Genomic DNA, 20,172 nt, shown 5'->3' with positions numbered 1-20,172 from the left:
GTAATTGTAAGTTTAAATCTTTTTATTAATAATGACATTTACCGCACTCGATACCACCTAATGCTGCAGCGGTAACTTTCTCTCCGCGTTTTATCCTGTCGTGTACTTGTATCATGTTATCATAATACGCGTTGCCTTTGTAGTTAACTTCGGTACGTTTGTGGCACTGAATACACCATTTCATGGTTAGAGGCGAGTATTGCTTAACTTCCTGCATGGTTTCGATAGGGCCGTGGCAGGTTTGGCATTTAATACCGCCAACTTTTACGTGTTGTGAGTGGTTAAAGTAAGCCAGGTCGGGCAGGTTGTGTACCCTGATCCATTGGATTGGCCTTGCTTTGGTAGTATCATATTTTTGAGTTTGCGGATCGTAACCCAAAGCATCATAAATTTTATGAATTTCCGGCGATTCTGTTTTAACTACCTTATGGCAGTTCATACAAACGTTTAATGAAGGGATAGTTGCATTTTTAGATTTATAAGCACCACCATGGCAATACTGGCAATCAATCTTCATAGTACCGGCGTGTAACTGGTGCGAATATTTGATTGGTTGTACCGGTTGGTAACCTGTGTGCACGTTGGTGTTCCACAAGGTTGTCCATTGCCAGCTGGCTCCTGCTATAGTAAAGCTAAGTAAAAAAAAGAAAACCAGTTTCTTGTTTTTCAACAGCTTTTTAAAGGTAGCGGCACGCTCGGCAGCGGCTTTAGTAGTATCTTCCTCAGCTACTTCGGGTAATAATCCTTTTCTGTTCAGCAACAGGCGCTCTAAAGTTGCAATAACCCTGTTAAGCACCAGGATGATGATAAACGCAATAACGATTACGCCAAGCAAACCAAAGATAACCAGGTTGCTTGGGCCCGAATCAGCCGTTGCGCCACCGGTTTTTGAAGGATCTCCCTTCGGTGCAGCCTGCATGGTTTTCCAATCGGCACGCACGTAAGCAATGATATTGGCTACGTCACCGTCGGATAGCTCGGTAAACACAGTCATTGCAGCCTGGTTGTACTCGTTGTAGATTTTAACAGCCTTTGGATCTTTAGCGGTAATTAAAGCCTGGTTGTTTTGAATCCATTTGGTTAACCACTTGTCGTCGGTTTCCGATGTGATGGTTGGGCCCAAGGCGGGTCCGGTCATCCGGCTTTCGATTTTGTGACATGCGGTACATTTGGCTTTAAACAAAGCTTCACCTTTAGCAGCGTCTCCTTGTGCACGGGCAGAGAATCCCCAAACGGCAAGACCTGCAATAAGTAGTACCGACCTGGAAAATTGTTTAAGAATCAATGAGATATTTCTCATAAAGTGTATTTATGCTGAATAATATTTGTTTTAAAGATTTGAAATTGTTGAAAAGCGTATTCCATTATTTCAGTCCACAAAAGTATAATTTATTACATAATGGCTGACAAATAAATGACAGTTATATCTAATTTATAAACATTCTAAATTATTAGTAAAAACGCCGTAATTTTTATTAAAACGGCGTTTTTACTGGGATGGCTAATGTGATTGTTGTCACAATTGATAATTTTGGCATACAAAAACCAGCCTCCCATTTGGAAGTTATTTATTGTTTTAGTAGCCATGCAAAAATCAGCGGAGCTACAATTGTAGCATCTGATTCCACTATAAATTTGGGGGTGTTAATGTCCAGTTTACCCCATGTAATCTTTTCGTTTGGCACGGCTCCAGAGTACGAACCATAAGAGGTTGTTGAATCGGAGATCTGGCAGAAGTAGCTCCAGAAAGGGATATTTTCCATCTCCATATCCTGGTAAAGCATTGGTACTACGCAAATTGGGAAATCGCCGGCTATACCGCCGCCAATCTGGAAAAAGCCTACGCCTTTACCACCCGAGTTTTCAGGATACCAACCGGCAAGCCAGGCCATGTACTCAATACCACTCTTCATGGTTAAAGCCTTTATTTCTCCTTTAATCACGTATGATGCAAAAATGTTACCCATGGTAGAGTCTTCCCATCCCGGCACTATAATAGGCAGGTTTTTCTCAGCAGCAGCCAGCATCCAAGAGTTTTTAGGATCGATCTCGTAATATTGCTCCAACACGCCGCTCAACAACATTTTATACATGTATTCGTGCGGAAAGTAGCGTTCTCCAGCAGTATCTGCATCTTTCCATATTTTGTGGATATGCTTTTGCAACCTCCTGAAAGCTTCCTCCTCGGGGATACAGGTATCGGTTACGCGGTTGTAATGGTTTTCCAACAAGTCCCATTCGTCCTGCGGGCTCAGGTCGCGGTAGTGCGGTACGCGCTTGTAATGCGAGTGTGCTACCAAATTCATAATATCCTCTTCCAGGTTTGCGCCGGTACAGGATATGATGTGAATTTTATCCTGACGGATCATTTCGGCAAGAGAGATACCGAGCTCGGCGGTGCTCATGGCGCCACCCAGGGTAACCATCATTTTACCGCCTTCTAAAAGGTGGGTTTCATAGCCTTTAGCTGCATCCATCAATGCCGCAGCATTAAAATGCAGGTAATTTTTCTCTATAAACCGGGATATTGGTCCTCGTTCTGTAACGCTCATGGTATTATTAATTAATTTTTTCGATGCAAAAGTATGAAAATGTGCCGATGAGTAAATGGTACCGCCCTGCAAATTTTTGAAGGGAAGCAAACAAGCAATATTGAGATTTATTGATATTGATATTTTAACCCTCCATATTTTTTATAATTTTATTGCAACCAATTTACGTGTTATGAAATTTAAACGCTTGTTATCTGTACTCACTTTAATGGCAACCTCTCAATTTAGTATCGCTCAGCAAAAACCTATCGTACTGTATCCCGATGGGGTGCCGAATGCTAAAAAGGCACCTGCAAGTTACGTTGAGGAAATAGTAGACAACCGTGCCAGTAAAGTAACCGACCCGGTACTGATCCCCTATTTCCCGGATAAGGAGAAAGCCAACGGTACGGCCGTAATTATTTGCCCAGGCGGCGGATATGCCCGGTTAGCGATGGACCACGAAGGTTATGCCGTAGCCAAAAAATTTAACGAAATAGGTGTAACCGCCTTTGTATTGAAATACCGTTTGCCAAGCGACGAGATCATGGCTGATAAATCCATAGGGCCATTGCAAGACGCGCAACGATCGATACAATTGATCAGGCAGCGGGCCAGCGAATGGGGTATTAACCCCGCAAAGGTGGGCATCATGGGCTTTTCCGCAGGCGGGCACCTGGCCTCGACCGCCGGGACGCATTTTGATAAAGCGGTGATAGCCAACAAGGCCAACATCAACCTCCGGCCCGATTTTATGCTATTGCTATACCCGGTAATCAGCTTTGGCGAAATGGCGCATAAAGGATCAATGCATAATTTACTGGGCGCCAACCCCAGCCAGCAACAGCTGGACCTGTACTCGAACGAGAAACAAGTTACCGCCAACACGCCGATCACCTTTTTGATACAGGCCGAAGATGATAAAACCGTACCGGTACAAAACAGCCTGATGTTTTATAACGCGCTATTGGCGGCAAATGTAAAGGCCGAAATGCATATTTACCCCAACGGAGGCCATGGTTTTGGGCTCAATAATAAAACCACCAAAGATTATTGGTTTAACAGCGCCACCAACTGGATGGACGCGAATGGCTTGCTAAGTAAGGATTCGGTCGGCCCAAAAAAATAGGGATAACGATTGCAGTTCGCAGACTGTTAGGTGTAGAAAGAAAGGCGCAAAGGCCCGATTGCAAGCCGGGCCGGGTTTGTCCGGCAGTCTTGACTTTTTTCACCTGTTGTTTATTTTAAAGGTGTTAATGAACTCGGAATCAAAAAACACCTCGTACAGGGCCATGCCACACGTCCTTCGATAGGCTCAGGATGACTGCCTTTGCCCACTAAAAAAGCAACGGCATTAAAAGTAACGGATCCGACCAACCGCAAAAAAACAGTATGACGTTTGGAACTTCGGTAATTATTAAAGCACAGGTGAAAGTGGGCAAAGGCCCCGACTGCACGCCGGGCCGGGAGCTGGCCTCGCGGGCGGAAGGATCGGGCAGTCTTGATTTTTTTGGTTACTTTTTGTATCAAGACAAAAAGTAACAAGCCCTTCACGCGGCGTTTGAGCGTGCCGATGATGTAAATTAAGAATACTGATTGTCGGAGCAAAATAGCACATTGATAATCAGTGCACTCCACATGATGTATAAATACCGCTTTTAGAAGGTCCCTCCTGGCGTCGGGATGACATGATCGAGAGAAATTCAACGTCGTCAATCAACAACTTAACAGCACCTCATTATAAGCGGATAACGTATTGATTCGGAATGATAGAAGTTTTCCGGATACCCGAATCTGTTCCAAAATCCTATCATTCCTATCTCCTTAAAAATCAGGGCAAAGTGCTCTTAACTTACCCATATCAATCTATATCACCCAAAATCTCGTCAATCATGCCAAATGCTTTAGCTTCGGTGGCGGTCATCCAGTAATCACGGTCGGATGCATCGTGAACAGTTTGATAGTCTTGCTTACTGTGTTTTGAGATAATGTTATAAAGCTCTTTTTTTAGGATGAGCACCTGCCGGGCGGTAATTTCAATATCCGATGCCTGGCCCTGCACGCCGCCCAGGGGCTGGTGGATCATCACCCTGGAATGTTTCAATGCGGCGCGCTTACCTGCTGCCCCCGCACAAAGCAGTACAGCGCCGAAGGATAGGGCCATGCCGATACAAATGGTTGCTACATCGGGTCCGATGAGTTGCATGGTATCGTAAATGCCCAGGCCCGCGTAAACTGATCCGCCTGGCGAGTTAACATACAGTTGGATATCCTTTTTAGCATCAACCGACTGCAGGAATAACAATTGCGCCTGGATGATATTGGCTATCTTATCATCAACCGCTTCACCTAAAAAAATAATGCGGTCCATCATCAATCTCGAAAACACATCCATCTGGGCAACATTAAGCTGGCGTTCTTCGGTGATGTAGGGCGTCATCGAGGTAGGCAGGCTTGTGTTTTGAACCCTGGATATGAAACCATCCACATGCTGACTGTTTATGCGGTGATGCTTAACTGCATATTTGCGAAATTCGTGCTGATCGATATTCATTCTCGTTCTGTTTTACCTGTTTAAAAATATGTTCACCACCTTTTGCATAAAACCCTGATGCCTGGCATCGTTTAATAGCTGCTGATGAACGGCTTCTATTTCTTGTTTCAGTTGCAAGCGGCCGTATTGCCAAACTGTATGGTAGGCGCGTTGCTGCGCTGATATTTTATCACGCAATTGCGTGTCAAGTATGGCGCGGACCTCGAATAACAGAGTGTCGCCAATGTTATGGTGCCCCAGAAGATGATCTTCTATGGCTTTAATCTCATTCAAGGAAGTCCTCATAGGTCAATGATTTTTGTTTAACGGTATCTCTTACTTTTTCCAAACATTTGTATTTCTGCACGGTTGTCGAGTGGGGGCCCGAATAACCAAACAACTCGGTTACCTGCACAGCCGAAAGTTTATCGTAATAAAAAGCACGGAGCATATCCATGCATTTTTGCCCGGCAGTTTGCAGGTAAGTCATCAATTTAGCTGATGCATAATCCATTTCAATATCGCCGGTTATGGCATCAAGGTTAACTGCATCCAAAGGCAATTTTTTTGCGCCTTCGCGATAGGTTTTAAGCCACAAGTGTTTGGCTATACCCGACAAATAAGCCTTCTCGCTGCTTTTGAAAGTAATAGCCGATGTGAGCACCTTCTCATAATAAATCACGAGTGCATCCTGAAAAACATCCTTAGCTTCATCAAACGAGCCGCCCATTTTGCTGACATATTTTGCCACAGCAGGGAATGCCTTTTTATACAGGAAAATAAAAACCTGCTCCCTTTCTTCCTTAGTTTTGATCATGAGAGTTGCCGCCATAAAACTTAGTGTTTATTAGTAAGTGCGATTAAACAGCTATATATCACCCTAAAATTAAATTTTATTTTTTTGCTAACGCGATTTTTAAAATACTGTTGAAGAGCGCATTACAACTTCAAATAAAAGTTTAAAAGTAATGCCGATTGATTTGCTAACATCAATACTTTTAACAAAGTATGCTTCCGGCTCAAAAAAATCAGTATTTTGTTCTGGCAAACTACGGAGATAATTTATGAACAAAGGTCGTTTAGAAGCTTTTAGCGACGGTGTTATTGCTATCATCATCACTATTATGGTGCTGGAAATGAAGGTGCCGCATGGCGATACCATCGAATCAATCAAACCGCTTTTGCCTGTATTTTTAAGCTATATTCTCAGCTTTATATACATCGGCATTTACTGGAACAACCATCACCACATGCTGCAAGCCGCGCATACAGTTAACGGCGCTATTTTATGGGCTAACCTGCATTTGCTTTTCTGGCTATCGCTGGTACCTTTTGCCAGCGGCTGGCTTGGCGAAAATCATTTTACGGCATGGCCTGTGGCGCTGTATGGTATTGTACTTTTTATGAATGGTTTTGCTTACAGCATTTTAGCCTCGTTGTTAATACGGCACCATGGTAAAGATTCCTTTTTGGCCAGGGCCTTTGGTAAAGATTGGAAAGGCAGAATATCGGTTATTATTTACGCCATAGCCATTGGCACGGCCTGGCTATGGTCGTGGGTAAGCTTTGGCTTATACGTTGTTGTAGCGTTGATGTGGCTTGTTCCGGATAGAAGGATAGAGAGCAAATTACCTGTCGGTGGCTTAACGGAAGAATAAGGTTATAGCCGGGATACTAAGAGCGAAGTACGGCTTGAGCTAAGCTATTGTACTCATAAAAAAAGGTATGAAGTCAAAATTTCGGGGCACAATGCCTTCCAAAATTTTCCCTCATACCTTATCTATGTTTTAAATGTTAATTTTTCGGCCCGCCGAATTCCATTAAATAAGCTTTTAAAAACTCATCTAACTCACCATCCAATACCGCCTGGGCATTTGAGGTTTCGTAATCGGTACGTAAATCCTTAACCAGTTTATAAGGGTGCAACACGTAGTTACGTATCTGCGAACCCCATTCTATTTTCTTTTTGTTACCCTCAATGGCATCGCTTATCTCCATACGTTTGCGCATTTCGGCTTCATATAGCTGTGATTTTAATAAGCGGATAGCGTTCTCTTTATTTTGTAGTTGCGAACGCGATTCCTGGTTTTTGATAATGATACCCGATGGCTTGTGGTATAAACGAACGGCGGTTTCAACCTTGTTCACATTCTGTCCACCGGCACCGCCCGAACGGAAGGTTTCAAACTCAATATCAGCCGGGTTAACATCAATGTTAATCGTATCATCAACCAGCGGATAAACATATACCGAAGCAAACGAAGTATGGCGCTTGGCATTAGCATCAAAGGGCGAAACACGCACCAGGCGATGCACACCATTCTCGCCTTTCAGGTAGCCATAGCTAAAATCGCCGTCAAACTGTAACGTAACGGTTTTCACACCGGCCACATCACCTTCCTGATAATCAATTTCGGTAATTTTGTAGCCATTTTTTTGTGCCCACATCATGTACATGCGCATCAGCATACTGGCCCAGTCGCAGCTCTCGGTACCACCGGCACCGGCAGTAATTTGCAATACGGCACTCAGTTGGTCTTCTTCGGCCGAGAGCATATTTTTAAATTCCAGCTCCTCTGCTGCTTTAAGGGCGATATTGTATTGCTCCTGCACTTCCTCAGGGGTAGCGTCGCCACTCTGCTGAAATTCAAACATAATAGCGGTATCCTCTACAATATCTTCCAGCTTTTGGTAACCGTCGCTCCATACTTTTTTGGCTTTGATGGAAGCCAGTACTTTTTCCGCATCCTTGGGCCGGTCCCAAAAATCGGGACTCAGAGTTATGGCCTCTTCGGTGTGTAATTCATCAAGTTTCAGGTCAACGTCAAAGATGCCTCCTCAGGGAAGCTGTTCTATCCCTCAAATCCTGCAATTGTTCTTTAGTCATGCGGCAAAGATATAAAAAAAGCCTCACCTAAATCCTCTCCAAAGGAGAGGACTTTGAAAATCCACTGGCTTATCTCCTTCCACTCCCAAAGGAAAGGACTTTGAAAATCTACCGGCTTATCTCCTTCCACTCCCAAAGGAGAAGACTTTGAAAATCTACCGGCCTATCTCCTTCCACTCCCAAAGGAAAGGACTTTGAAAATCTACCGGCTTATCTCCTTTCACTCCCGAAGGAGGGGACTTTGAAAATCTACCGGCTTATCTTCTTCGCCTCCCGAAGGGGGCGACTTTGAAAATCCACTGGCTTATCTTCTTCCACTCCCGAAGGGGGCGACTTTGAAAATCTACCGGCTTATCTCCTTCCACTCCCAAAGGAGAGGACTTTGAAAATCCACTGGCTTATCTCCTTCCACTCCCAAAGGAAAGGACTTTGAAAATCTACCGGCTTATCTCCTTCCATTCCCAAAGGAGAGGACTTTGAAAATCCACTGGCTTATCTCCTTCCACTCCCGAAGGAGGGAACTTTGAAAATCCACTGGGTTATCTCCTTTCACTCCCGAAGGAGGGGACTTTGAAAATCCACTGGGTTATCTCCTTTCACTCCCGAAGGAGGGGACTTTGAAAATCCACTGGCTTATCTTAGGAAAAAGCCTCACCGCCGCATCTTCCTCCCTCTCCTTTGGAGAGGGCCGGGGTGAGGCCCAAACAAATATGGCTCATACATTAGCCCCTTGCGGAACCAAAGTATAAGCCATTATATACTGTAGCAATAAAAAGTTTAGCTTACGAAGCCAAAAGCATGTTGTTAACCAGCCCGCTCAGGTCGGCACGGTTGCCATTTAGTTTTGAGAACATGCTTCCCAAACCAAATTCTTTAGTTTCGCTTTTGCTTTGCTCTACCAACTGTATCATTACAGCGGGGATCAATTCATCGGCAACCACATAAGCTGAGTTTGGTGTAATACCGTAGTATTTATTTAGCCTGTTGGCAAATTTGTTAACCATACTGTTTACAATAGGGTTTTGAGCACCCGATAACTGGAAGAAGCTTACCAGGTCTTTCATTTTTCCCGTTTCAATCTGGCCTTTTAAAACATCAATGATGGTACTTGATGCTTCGGTAATAACAGCTTCGCGGTCTTTAGGTGCAATTTCAGGATTCTCGATAACAGCCTTTCCGGCATTGTTTTTTACGAGTAAAAAAAGTTTTTCAAACATTGCTAAACAGTTTAAAAGTGAATTTAAGAATTTTAGTGATTTTTGTCAATTTTTTTATTGATAACTCAAAGCTAACAAATATTTATTCTGAATATGTAAATATTTTGTAAGTTTTTTTAGAAAATTTTCAATTTGATGGTGTATGGTTTACACTAAGTTACAGGTGTATTTTAAACACTATCCTGAAATTTTTTTTCAATCTTTTTACCAATTCAATTGTATTAAGCTTAGGTTTACTTCATAAATTGGAACAAAACATTAACAAATATGCTGCCTAAAATAAATTTAACCGAAACCAAAGCTTACACCTACCTCTCGGACCATTTTGAAAAAATGATCGACACGGATTTGAAAGATCTATTTAAATCTGACAACGAGCGATTTAGTAAATTTTCCATCCTTTTTGAAGACATCCTGGTAGATTACTCCAAAAACCGGGTTGATGAAGAAACTATAGCTTTATTGATACAGGTGGCTAAAGAGTGTATGCTAAACGATGCAATTACGGCCATGTTTTCCGGAGAGAAAATCAACATGACCGAGGGGCGCCCTGTTTTACACATCGCTTTGCGCAACCAATCCAACACGCCTATTTATGTTGATGGCAAGGATGTGATGCCCGATGTAAACGCGGTGCTCAATCACATGCAGGAATTTTCGAACGATGTGATTTCGGGAACATGGAAAGGCTATACCGGCAAACCCATCAGCGATGTGGTGAATATCGGCATTGGCGGCTCAGACCTGGGCCCTGTGATGGTTACCGAGGCTTTAAAACCTTACAAAACTCACCTTAACCTGCACTTTGTATCCAACGTGGACGGCACCCACATTGCCGAAACTTTAAAAACACTGAATCCGGAAACTACGCTTTTCCTGATCGCCTCAAAAACCTTCACCACCCAGGAAACCATGGCTAACGCCCACTCCGCCCGCGACTGGTTTTTAGCCGCCGGAGCCAAAGAGGCTGATATTGCCAAACATTTTGCAGCGCTCTCAACCAACAGCAAAGGCGTAAGCGAGTTCGGCATCGATACCAAAAACATGTTTGAATTTTGGGATTGGGTTGGCGGCCGCTACTCGTTATGGAGCGCCATAGGTTTATCTATTTGCTTAAGCATCGGCTTTGATAACTTTAAAGAATTACTGGCCGGCGCACACGCCATGGATAACCACTTTAAAGAAACCGACCTGGAACAAAACATCCCTGTTATTTTAGCTTTGGTTGGTATTTGGTATAACGACTTTTTTGATGCCCAAACCCAGGCTATTTTACCTTACGACCAATATATGCACCGCTTTGCCGCCTATTTTCAACAAGGCGATATGGAAAGCAATGGCAAACATGTTGACCGTAACGGCAAGGATGTTGACTACGAAACCGGCCCAATCATCTGGGGCGAACCAGGCACCAACGGCCAGCACGCTTTTTATCAACTGATACACCAGGGCACCAAACTGATCCCTTGCGATTTTATAGCTCCTGCTCAAAGCCACAACCCGCTGGGCGAACACCATACCTTGCTGCTATCCAACTTCTTTGCCCAAACCGAAGCCTTAATGAATGGCAAAAGTTTAGATGTGGTTGTTGATGAGTTAAAATCATCAGGCAAAACACAGGAAGAGATTGACCAGATAGCACCGTTTAAAGTTTTTGAAGGTAACCGCCCAACCAACTCCATCCTGGTCAAAAAGATCACCCCGCGCAGCCTGGGTTCGCTTATCGCGATGTACGAACACAAAATATTTGTACAAGGCATTTTGTGGAACATTTACAGCTTTGACCAATGGGGCGTTGAATTAGGCAAACAATTAGCCGGAAAGATTTTACCTGAGCTAAGAAACGAAGATGAGGTTACCAGCCATGATGGATCAACCAATGGGTTGATTAATCGGTTTAAGAGCTGGAGGTAAGTTATATAATGCGCCAATTTAGCTTTGACAACTCTTCGAGAGTTGTCAAAGCTTTACGACGGTCTTGTAATCTACCTTATCTAATGAAGACACTCTGCCTTTTATTGTTCGTCTTTTTGGGGTTTAAATTTTCAGCCTTCGCTCAAGAAGATTTTAATTTTTCAAAACATTCTATAGAAGAGATACAACAGTTCGAAAATACAAAACATTCGACTTTCTTAACTACACTCCCGGATTTTGGCATTCTAAAAGATCCAATGCACAGTGTTTTTGAAATGAAAAAGTCAAAGGCGTTAATATTTAAACGCACTGATGATGACTTTGTGCCACAACTTCATCTTTGGTATTACTTTGATCAAAAAACAAATGGCTTGGTTGGAGTTCTGTATAATTGGGGGTTTTTCAATCCTGATTTCAATCCTACTAAAGAAAGAAAAAAGCTTGAAAAACTTACCCGCAAGGAACCTGCTTTCGTAGCGAAGTTTGACTCACTTCAAAATCATTTAACTAAATCATTAGGGCAACCTGTTAAAGTTGAAACGATTGCCGACAACGAAGCTAATTTGATAAAGGAGGTTTACTGGGACGATGATGATAAAGTAGTAACCCTATCAATAAACTTCCCAAGGAAACTGCATGAAATACGTGGGTTAATATTTAGCCGTTGTGAAATTCAAATAATGACTACATTTAAGTAAGTACCTACACATCAATAAGTAGATTGAGCCAGCCGAAAAAAAACAGGATAACGTTTTGAACCTCGTAGATTATTTGATACAAGATAAAGTGTGAAGAGGCCAGACTGCACGCCGGGCCGGGAGTTGGCCTTGCGGGCGGAAGGATCGGGCAGTCTTGACTTTTTTGGTTCTTTTTGTGTCAAGACAAAAAGAACAAAGCCCTTCACGCGGCGATTGAGCGTGCCGATGATTTAAATTAAGAATACTGATTAATGGAGCAAAGATAGCACGTTGATAATCAGCACGCCTAATATGATACTCACTGACCGCTTTTAGGAGATCCCTCCTCACGTCGGAATGACATGATATAGAGAATTAAGCATTGACAATCAATAACTTAGCAGACAGCAACTATAAGACCATCAAGCCCAGTTTAAAAAAAGGGCTTAATGGTCTTCAAAATCTTACTTCTTCACCCAACCATCCTTCAAAGTAACCGTCCGGTTAAACACCAGCTTATCAGCAGTTGAATACTTATCCAAACAGAAATACCCTTTGCGGATAAACTGAACGGCCTTACCGGTTGCCAAAGTCACCATATCGGGCTCAACATACGCGTTGATAACCTTTAAGCTATCGGGGTTCAGGTATTCTTTAAAGTCGCCATCTTCGTTTGATGGATCTTCTACCTTAAATAAACGATCGTACAAACGTACTTCGGCGGTTTTGGCATGCGCCACACTTACCCAGTGGATAGTTCCCTTCACGTTGATACCACTGGTATCACTTCCCGAACGGGATTCGGGGATGTACGAGCAATGGATCTCGGTAATATTGCCATCGGCATCCTTCACAAAATCCTCGCATTTAATGATATAGGCATTTTTCAACCTCACCATTAAACCCGGACCTAAACGGAAAAACTTTTTAGGAGCTACCTCCATAAAATCTTCGCGCTCAATCCAAATCTCCCTGCTAAACGGAATATCACGTCCACCATCTCCCCCTTCAACTTCGGGATTATTTTCGCCAAAATGGATCTCCTCCTGCCCTTCCGGAAAGTTGGTGATTACGCACTTCACCGGGTCGAGCACGGCCATGCGGCGCCAGGCGGTTTTATTCAGATCCTCGCGGATGCAAAATTCCAGCAAGCTCACGTCAATCATGTTTTCACGCTTGGCCACGCCAATCCGTTCGCAAAAATCACGGATGGAGTGCGGTGTATAACCACGGCGGCGCAAACCGCTAATGGTAGGCATACGCGGGTCGTCCCAGTCGTCAACCATTTTCTCGTTCACCAGTTGCAGCAACTTGCGCTTACTCATTACGGTATAAGTCATGTTCAAGCGTGCAAACTCGTATTGGTGCGAGGGGAATATATCCAGCTTCTCAATAAACCAATCGTACATGGCACGGTGGGGCACAAACTCCAGCGTACAAATAGAATGGGTTATCTGCTCTATCGAATCGCTTTGTCCGTGGGCAAAATCATACATCGGGTAAATACACCAGGTATCGCCCGTGCGGTGATGGTGAGCGTGTTTAATGCGGTACATAATCGGGTCGCGCATCAGCATGTTTGGCGATTCCAGGTCAACCTTGGCACGCAATACCTTGGCTCCATCAGGATATTTACCATCCTTCATTTCGGCAAACAACTGCAGGTTTTCGGCTACGCTGCGGCTCCGGTATTGGTTGGGTACACCCGGTTCGGTCGGCGTTCCTTTTTGGGCAGCAATCTCTTCGGCAGTGCTATCATCCACATAAGCTAATCCGGCCTCAATCAGTTTCAGTGCAAAACCATAAATGGTGTCAAAATAGTCCGACGCATATAACTCATTGGCCCAATCAAATCCTAACCAGCGCACATCAGCCTTAATACTCTCCACATACTCGGTATCCTCGGTTACCGGGTTGGTATCATCAAAACGCAAATTGGTTTTGCCATTGTACTTTTTAGCCAGCCCAAAATTTAAACAGATGGATTTGGCATGCCCGATATGTAAATACCCGTTAGGCTCGGGCGGGAAGCGCGTTAACACCCTGCCATCGTTTTTGCCGTTACGGATATCTTCTTCAACTATCTCTTCTATAAAATTTAATGATCGTTCTTCGCTCATAGTAGGCCAAAGGTAATAAATGTGAATAAACATGTAATATATTACTAACATATTACCTATTTATTCAAGTCCGGCAACAGGCCAATGTTGTTCATACTTAATTCTCAGTCCTTGTCTAAACCTTGGTCCCCTCGCATTTGGGCGTTCCCATGCGGGCCGGGCTATCCGCTCATACTACACAGGCATTAGCCACAGGCCGGTACCCGCTCCTATCCCTAACGCAATAAATTACTTATAATCAGCAATTTGGCATCTAACAGCAAACGGGCATAATAATGGCTGCAAAATTTCCCTTTAAAAAGATAATCCTTTTAAATTTTCCGCCTTTTACGCATATGCAGAATCTAACAATGCGTGCTATCCATGCATCATTCGTGAAATTCGCCTAAATTCGAATAATTAGTGCATAATCATTAGCTTCGAATAATTATACCTGCGTTATGAGTATCACTGAATTTAACCGCCCCATTCGCGTTCTGGTTGCCAAGGTGGGCCTTGACGGGCACGACCGTGGCGCACGCATTATAGCCACATCGCTGCGCGATGCCGGCATGGAAGTGATTTACACCGGCTTGCGCCAAACCCCCGAGATGGTGGTGAATACCGCTTTGCAGGAAGATGTGGATGCTATAGGCATCTCTATCCTATCAGGCGCCCACATGACGGTGTTTCCCAAGATCATTAACCTGATGAAGCAAAAAGGAATGGATGATGTTTTGGTTACCGGCGGTGGAATAATTCCGGAGCGCGATATGGAAGAATTGAATACAATGGGGGTAGGAAAATTATTTCCACCCGGCTCAAATACGCAGGATATTGCCCAATACATTAAAGATTGGGTTAAACTTAACCGTAATTTTTAACTATTCAATCCTTCAACATAATTTTTACGTATTTTGATGTTTAAACACTGGTTAAAGATAGACAGATACCTTTGCTAAAAATAAAACTATCCCTTTATTTTAAATTAATTTACCGACCATGACGAAAGGATTTAGAGTTGTAGAATACGCGGATGCCAGCGACGAAGTAAAAATTATTTATAACGAAACCATGAAAGAGCTTGGCGTTCCGTTTGTGCTCAACTGGTTTAAATGCCAGGGCAGCAACGCCACTATTTTACGCGGCAACTGGGAAAAACTCCGCTGTACCATGCTGTTAGGCAATATACCCTTTATTTTAAAGCAGCTTATTATTTACAATATATCTAAAATTAAAGGCAGCAAATATTGCGCTTATACCCACGGTGTTATTGCCAACAGCATGAGCAAAACCCTAACCGGCAACGATGATATTAAGCTTACCGAAAATATGGAGAGCGACTACGTTCCATCGGCATACAAAACGGCTATACAGGTGGTTACCAAATGCGCACTTGACCCTAAGGGAACAAGTGACAGCGATTTTGGAGCACTAAGGGATGAAGGATATTCCTTAGACGAGATCCAGGAGCTCATGGCCCTGGCCGACCTTACCAATATGCTCAACTCGCTTGCCGATATTGCGGGCATACAGATTGATAACGAACTAATGGAAGTACAATAAAGGTGGACCACAATTCTGAAATCTCACAAAATGCACAAAGGCTTCGGTATGAAGCCTTTTCGCGTTTTGCCACCAGCCTTAATAAGTGTACATCCTATCACGATATAGATAAGGTTTTATCGTCGCAGTTAAAATTCATAATTAATTTATTTATTTTCCGTGTTTACTATCAAAACGCCAGTTCGTGCATAGCCGTTCAGGGCTTTATAGGGCAGGATTTTTTCATTCAGCAGGATGGTGATATCATTTATAGTTTTGAAGAGCTGGCCCTCGCAAACGGCATTCCGGTGTCTTATCCGGTCAACGAGATCTTTTCCGACCCATTATTCGCCGATACCATATTCACCCATCAAAAAGTATTTTCCATCGTTACCATCCCGGTAATTTATACGGCCGAACACCGTATCGTGATGACTATCGCCACCACCGAGGATAAACAGCTCGCTAAGCAGGATTATAAATTTATTCAACTCATTAATGATTTGTTGGCCAATAAACTATCCCAGCTCATGGGTTTAGAGGCAATTGCCAAAAGCAACAAAATACTTGAAACAAACAACAAACAAATTACCCGCCTAAACCAATACCTTGACGCCACGGTTAAAAAACGCACGCAAGAGTTGATGGATGCCAACACCGAACTCAAAACCTTATTATACAGAACCACACACGATTTCAGGGCTCCCTTAGCCAATATTATGGGCCTATCCAACCTGGGTAAAACAATAACTGACGACCCTGAAATACTATTGCTTTTTGAACATAGTAAAAAAGTTGCCGATGGCATGGATAAAATGATCACCAAATTAAATGCCGCTATTTTAGTTGATGATGAGAACAACAAGCAGCAACCAATAGACTTTGTTGGTATAGTTGCCGGAATAAAGGATAAATACAGTGAGCAATTAAGGGCCTGGAACGGCAATATACTGGTTACCTGCCAGGTTGCCGAAACCTACTATTCCTATCAAAATATCCTGACCGTTATTTTGGATAACCTGGCTGATAATAGCTTAAACTTTAAAAGTCCGGAAAAAGCGCCTGAAATTACCATTGATATATTTACCGACACTGATTATTTAATTATTATTTTTAGTGATAACGGGCAAGGCATTGATGCCTTAACCCTGCCCCAAATATTTGATATGTATTATCGCGGTAATGCCACCTCTGATGGGCATGGGCTTGGCTTGTATATTGTTTTAAAGTTAATTAAATCGTTAAAAGGGGATATTACTGTTAAGAGTGCTTTAAATGAATATACTACATTTACTATAAAATTACCTTTACACTAAAATCTGCTGATATGAGCTTTCAAAACCTCCTGATAGACTATAAAGAAAGAATACAATACATTACCATTAACCGCGAAAGCAAGTTAAATGCCTTAAATATAGCAACACTGGCCGAGTTACATACAGCGTTAACGGAGGCATTTACCAACGCCGGAGTTGGCGGTATCATCATTACCGGCGCAGGTACAAAAGCATTTGTAGCGGGCGCGGACATATCCGAGTTTGCATCTTTCAATACAGAGCAGGGCCGCGAACTTGCCCGCGATGGGCATAAAAGCGTATTTAACCTGATAGCCGAAGGCCCTAAGCCAGTGATTGCCGCTATTAACGGCTTCGCCCTGGGTGGGGGTTTGGAACTGGCTATGGCCTGCCACATTCGTGTGGCGGCGGAGCATGCGCGTTTAGGTTTACCCGAGGTTACCCTGGGCCTGATTCCAGGTTATGGCGGCACCCAGCGTTTAACGCAACTGATTGGCCGCGGCAAAGCGTTAGAAATGATATTGTCAGCAGATATGGTTACCGCTGCCGATGCTTTTCAATCGGGTTTGGTAAACCATGTTGTTGCTGCTGAACAATTGCTGGCTAAAGCCGAAGAGATATTAAATAAAATTTTATTGCGTGCGCCATTAGCTATCGCATCGGCCATCACCGCCATTAATGCCTCGCTAAAAAACGATCAGAATGGTTTTGAAATCGAAATAAACGAGTTCGGGAAATGCTTTGGCACCGATGACTTGAAAGAAGGCGTAGCTGCATTCCTGGAAAAACGAAAACCAATATTTACAGGCAAGTAGACTGCGGTTTAAACCCATAACCGGAAAGGCATCATTAAATAAATGCCAATTATATTGGCGTTGAAATATTTTTTTCTCTTTTAAATGTGCCTTTCCGGGCTATTACCTGCTCTTATATCCTCACTAATTTGTTTTATTACATCAATTCGTTTTATGATTTCCCAGGCAAACTCACTTTGCCGTAACAGGAGCGTTCAACCTCATCTCCACTTCAAAACCGATCAGTTTTGTTAGATTTTTACACAGATCTGACTTTAATACCATATTGGTCAAAAATTAAAATACTGTTAATCAATCGATTGAATAGTGTTTACTTTTGGATGATAAATCGTATTGGATTTATGCTGTTAATTTGTTGCGTGATTTAAAAATAGCATCACAAATTAATCATCATTAACAAATGAAACCATCCGGAAAAATCGCTCAAGTTAAAACCCAAAGCAACCATCCGGATAGCTTCATCACAATTAAAACAAAAAATACAATGAAAACTACAATCAAAATCTCCGCCCTTGCCTTAGCATTTGCTGCATTTTCATTTGGCGCTAAAGCACAATCTACTACTGCTTCTACCACTACAAATTCTGGCGTACGTTTAAGTGTAGGTGTTGACGCCGGTATACCCGTAGGCAGTTTCAACGACACCCATAGCTGGACTCTTGGCGGCTCTGTTCAGGCAGATCTACCTGTTGCTAAACAGTTGTTTGTAACCGTAAATGCCGGATACGATAACTATTTTGGTAAAAGTATTTCAAACACCTCTTTAAACTATACCGATATTAAATTGATCCCGGTTAAAGCAGGTTTAAAATACTTCCTTGTTGAAAACCTTTACGTACAAGGTGAAGCCGGTGCATCTTTCCTTACTAACAAGAAAGACTTAGGCGCAACCAAATCAACCCTTTTTGCTTATGCTCCACAAGTGGGCGTACTGTTCCCTGTAGGCGGTAAAAGCTTTATAGACGCCGGTATACGCTTTGAAGGTAACAGCGCTTTAGTTGATAATGGCAAATCATTAAACCTGATTGGCTTACGTTTAGCTTATGCCTTTGGTTTATAATTTTTACAGACACACCTGATAATACGGGGGGAAAGGCGATGTCTTTTCCCCTTTTTTTATAAATAAATGATTAACAGATACGGCATTCTGGTATAAATATTATATTTTTAATAAATAGTGTAGAATTTATTTCCCAATTTACAAAGCATTCTGTAACTTCAAATAAATTTTCTACACTGTATGAAAAATATTTTAATCATTGACGATGAAGTTAATGTATCATTGTTATTGTCAAAATTTTTAACCCGTAACGGGTTTAACGTTACCACCGCCCCCTCGGGCTCTATTGCTTTTGAGCATCTCAAAAAAGAGTCCTTTAACCTTGTGCTTTGTGATTTCAGGCTGGAAGATACCGATGGAAGAGAAATACTTAAAAAAATAAAGAACGAATACCCGCAAACGGGAGTTATTATTATAACAGGCTATTCGGATATTAAAATGGCGGTAGAGCTGATTAAGCTTGGAGCTTACGATTATATTACCAAACCCTTATACCCCGACGAAATATTATCAACTATCAATAAGGCGCTCGAAATGCAATCAGCGCTGATGGACGATCCCTTCCAAACAAATTCGGCTACCACGCAGTCAAACGAACCCAAAACTTCAAAAAAACATTTTACCTCTCCGGATTTTGTTGTAGGCAGCAGCAGGGCATCAAAAGAACTTGTACATCAAATTGAATTGGTGGCGCCAACCAACTACAGCGTTATCATCATCGGCGAAAGCGGAACTGGCAAAGAGTCGGTTGCCAAAAGTATCCACCTCAACAGTAACCGCCGGGATAAGCCCTTTATAGCGATGGATTGTGGTTCGCTTACTAAAGAACTTGCAGGCAGCGAATTTTTCGGTCACGAAAAGGGATCGTTTACAGGTGCGCTCAATACTAAAATAGGCCATTTTGAAATGGCGAACGGCGGAACATTATTTCTGGATGAAATAGCCAACCTGTCGTACGATATCCAGGCCGCTCTGTTACGTACCGTGCAGGAACGCAAAGTAAGACGCATAGGTGGTACCAAAGAAATTGACCTGGATGTACGCATCATTGTAGCTACCAACGAAAACCTTCAGGATGCCATCCGCGCCGGAAAGTTCAGAGAAGACCTATACCACCGTTTCAACGAGTTTAGCATTCACCTGCCCCCTTTAAGAGACCGGGGTAAAGATATCCTGCTGATAGCAGATCACTTTTTGCAATTAGCCAACGAGGAATTGGGCCGTAATGTAACCCGGTTTTCGCCAGAGGTTATTGAGAGCCTGCTGAACTACAAATGGCAGGGCAATATTCGCGAATTAAAAAATGTGATCCGCAGGGCCACACTCTTAACTGAAGGCGAAGAGGTGCAGGCTAAAGCATTACCACTGGAAATTTCAACTTACACCAAACACACGCCCTACGAAAGCGCCCCAACAAATGCAACGGCGCCCGCAGCACCCCGTCACGATTTAAAAAACGCAGCAATGGAGGCCGAATACGAAACTATTTTGCGGGTACTGCGCGAAGTTAATTTCAACAAAACCAAAGCAGCCGAAATTTTAAAAATAGACCGTAAAACGTTATACAACAAAATGAAAGCAAATAACCTGGATAAATAG

The 20,172-nt window shown here is 42.9% G+C and carries 19 protein-coding genes; 11 read left to right on the top strand and 8 right to left on the bottom strand.

Annotation, left to right across the window (positions count from 1 at the left end):
• Positions 1–25: 25 nt before the first annotated feature.
• Entirely contained in the window at positions 26–1,300 is a 1,275-nt protein-coding gene (locus tag MUCPA_RS19370) for a cytochrome c3 family protein (RefSeq protein WP_008508740.1), read from the bottom strand.
• Positions 1,301–1,568: 268 nt separating this feature from the next.
• Positions 1,569–2,552 (bottom strand): deoxyhypusine synthase family protein, encoded by a 984-nt coding sequence (locus MUCPA_RS19365; protein ID WP_008508738.1) that lies wholly within the window; start codon positions 2,550–2,552, stop codon positions 1,569–1,571.
• A gap of 172 nt (positions 2,553–2,724) precedes the next feature.
• Between MUCPA_RS19365 and MUCPA_RS19360 the strand changes: the two genes are divergently transcribed.
• Together MUCPA_RS19360 and MUCPA_RS37835 are read left to right on the top strand one after the other, a co-directional pair.
• Complete coding sequence (locus MUCPA_RS19360) at positions 2,725–3,660, top strand: alpha/beta hydrolase (protein ID WP_040627706.1); 936 nt, start codon at positions 2,725–2,727, stop codon at positions 3,658–3,660.
• Positions 3,661–3,923: 263 nt separating this feature from the next.
• Complete coding sequence (locus tag MUCPA_RS37835; protein WP_008508736.1) at positions 3,924–4,073, top strand: hypothetical protein; 150 nt, start codon at positions 3,924–3,926, stop codon at positions 4,071–4,073.
• A gap of 319 nt (positions 4,074–4,392) precedes the next feature.
• Here MUCPA_RS37835 and MUCPA_RS19355 read toward each other — a convergent pair whose 3' ends face one another.
• The 3 genes from MUCPA_RS19355 to MUCPA_RS19345 are packed head-to-tail and all read right to left on the bottom strand — an operon-like array spanning position 4,393 to position 5,896.
• Positions 4,393–5,085 carry an ATP-dependent Clp protease proteolytic subunit gene (locus MUCPA_RS19355; RefSeq protein ID WP_008508735.1) on the bottom strand — a complete coding sequence of 231 codons (693 nt, stop codon included), beginning with the start codon at positions 5,083–5,085 and terminating at the stop codon, positions 4,393–4,395.
• 12 nt (positions 5,086–5,097) lie between these two features.
• A complete protein-coding gene (locus MUCPA_RS19350; RefSeq protein ID WP_008508734.1) occupies positions 5,098–5,370 on the bottom strand; it encodes a hypothetical protein in 273 nt (90 codons plus the stop codon).
• The gene (locus tag MUCPA_RS19345) at positions 5,351–5,896 is read right to left on the bottom strand and encodes an RNA polymerase sigma factor (RefSeq protein WP_008508733.1); all 546 of its coding nucleotides are present in this window, start codon (positions 5,894–5,896) and stop codon (positions 5,351–5,353) included. The genes MUCPA_RS19350 and MUCPA_RS19345 overlap by 20 nt, the downstream gene beginning before the upstream one ends.
• Before the next feature lie 232 nt (positions 5,897–6,128).
• Between MUCPA_RS19345 and MUCPA_RS19340 the strand changes: the two genes are divergently transcribed.
• Positions 6,129–6,722: a TMEM175 family protein gene (locus tag MUCPA_RS19340; protein WP_008508732.1), complete on the top strand. Its 594-nt coding sequence runs from the start codon at positions 6,129–6,131 to the stop codon at positions 6,720–6,722.
• 136 nt (positions 6,723–6,858) lie between these two features.
• Here the strand turns inward: MUCPA_RS19340 and prfB are convergent.
• Together prfB and MUCPA_RS19330 are read right to left on the bottom strand one after the other, a co-directional pair.
• A protein-coding gene (gene prfB, locus MUCPA_RS19335; protein WP_008508731.1) for a peptide chain release factor 2 occupies positions 6,859–7,951 on the bottom strand; the annotation gives its coding sequence in 2 pieces (ribosomal slippage) (positions 6,859–7,890 and positions 7,892–7,951; 1,092 coding nt in all).
• Positions 7,952–8,733: 782 nt separating this feature from the next.
• Positions 8,734–9,168 (bottom strand): hypothetical protein, encoded by a 435-nt coding sequence (locus tag MUCPA_RS19330; protein WP_008508730.1) that lies wholly within the window; start codon positions 9,166–9,168, stop codon positions 8,734–8,736.
• Between the two features lie 267 nt (positions 9,169–9,435).
• On the opposite strand from MUCPA_RS19330, the gene pgi reads away from it, so the two are divergent.
• Together pgi and MUCPA_RS19320 are read left to right on the top strand one after the other, a co-directional pair.
• A complete protein-coding gene (pgi, locus tag MUCPA_RS19325; protein WP_008508729.1) occupies positions 9,436–11,082 on the top strand; it encodes a glucose-6-phosphate isomerase in 1,647 nt (548 codons plus the stop codon).
• A gap of 83 nt (positions 11,083–11,165) precedes the next feature.
• A complete protein-coding gene (locus MUCPA_RS19320; protein ID WP_008508728.1) occupies positions 11,166–11,780 on the top strand; it encodes a hypothetical protein in 615 nt (204 codons plus the stop codon).
• Between the two features lie 443 nt (positions 11,781–12,223).
• Here the strand turns inward: MUCPA_RS19320 and MUCPA_RS19315 are convergent, their stop codons facing one another.
• On the bottom strand, positions 12,224–13,879 hold the full coding sequence (locus MUCPA_RS19315; protein WP_040626151.1) for a glutamine--tRNA ligase/YqeY domain fusion protein: 1,656 nt from the start codon (positions 13,877–13,879) through the stop codon (positions 12,224–12,226).
• Between the two features lie 440 nt (positions 13,880–14,319).
• On the opposite strand from MUCPA_RS19315, the gene MUCPA_RS19310 reads away from it, so the two are divergent.
• The 6 genes from MUCPA_RS19310 (at position 14,320) to MUCPA_RS19285 (ending at position 20,172) form a co-directional block, all read left to right on the top strand.
• A complete protein-coding gene (locus MUCPA_RS19310; protein ID WP_008508726.1) occupies positions 14,320–14,742 on the top strand; it encodes a cobalamin B12-binding domain-containing protein in 423 nt (140 codons plus the stop codon).
• 118 nt (positions 14,743–14,860) lie between these two features.
• Positions 14,861–15,424 carry a carboxymuconolactone decarboxylase family protein gene (locus tag MUCPA_RS19305; protein WP_008508725.1) on the top strand — a complete coding sequence of 188 codons (564 nt, stop codon included), beginning with the start codon at positions 14,861–14,863 and terminating at the stop codon, positions 15,422–15,424.
• A 2-nt stretch (positions 15,425–15,426) separates the two neighbouring features.
• On the top strand, positions 15,427–16,719 hold the full coding sequence (locus MUCPA_RS19300; RefSeq protein ID WP_008508724.1) for a sensor histidine kinase: 1,293 nt from the start codon (positions 15,427–15,429) through the stop codon (positions 16,717–16,719).
• An 11-nt stretch (positions 16,720–16,730) separates the two neighbouring features.
• Positions 16,731–17,513, top strand: coding sequence for an enoyl-CoA hydratase/isomerase family protein (locus MUCPA_RS19295; protein WP_008508723.1), 783 nt, complete (start codon positions 16,731–16,733; stop codon positions 17,511–17,513).
• A 484-nt stretch (positions 17,514–17,997) separates the two neighbouring features.
• Positions 17,998–18,573 (top strand): hypothetical protein, encoded by a 576-nt coding sequence (locus tag MUCPA_RS19290; protein WP_040627702.1) that lies wholly within the window; start codon positions 17,998–18,000, stop codon positions 18,571–18,573.
• Between the two features lie 180 nt (positions 18,574–18,753).
• Positions 18,754–20,172 carry a sigma-54-dependent transcriptional regulator gene (locus MUCPA_RS19285; protein ID WP_008508720.1) on the top strand — a complete coding sequence of 473 codons (1,419 nt, stop codon included), beginning with the start codon at positions 18,754–18,756 and terminating at the stop codon, positions 20,170–20,172.

It is taken from the genome of Mucilaginibacter paludis DSM 18603 (assembly GCF_000166195.2).
Classification (GTDB): domain Bacteria; phylum Bacteroidota; class Bacteroidia; order Sphingobacteriales; family Sphingobacteriaceae; genus Mucilaginibacter; species Mucilaginibacter paludis.
This window is presented reverse-complemented; position numbering and strand designations above follow the sequence as displayed.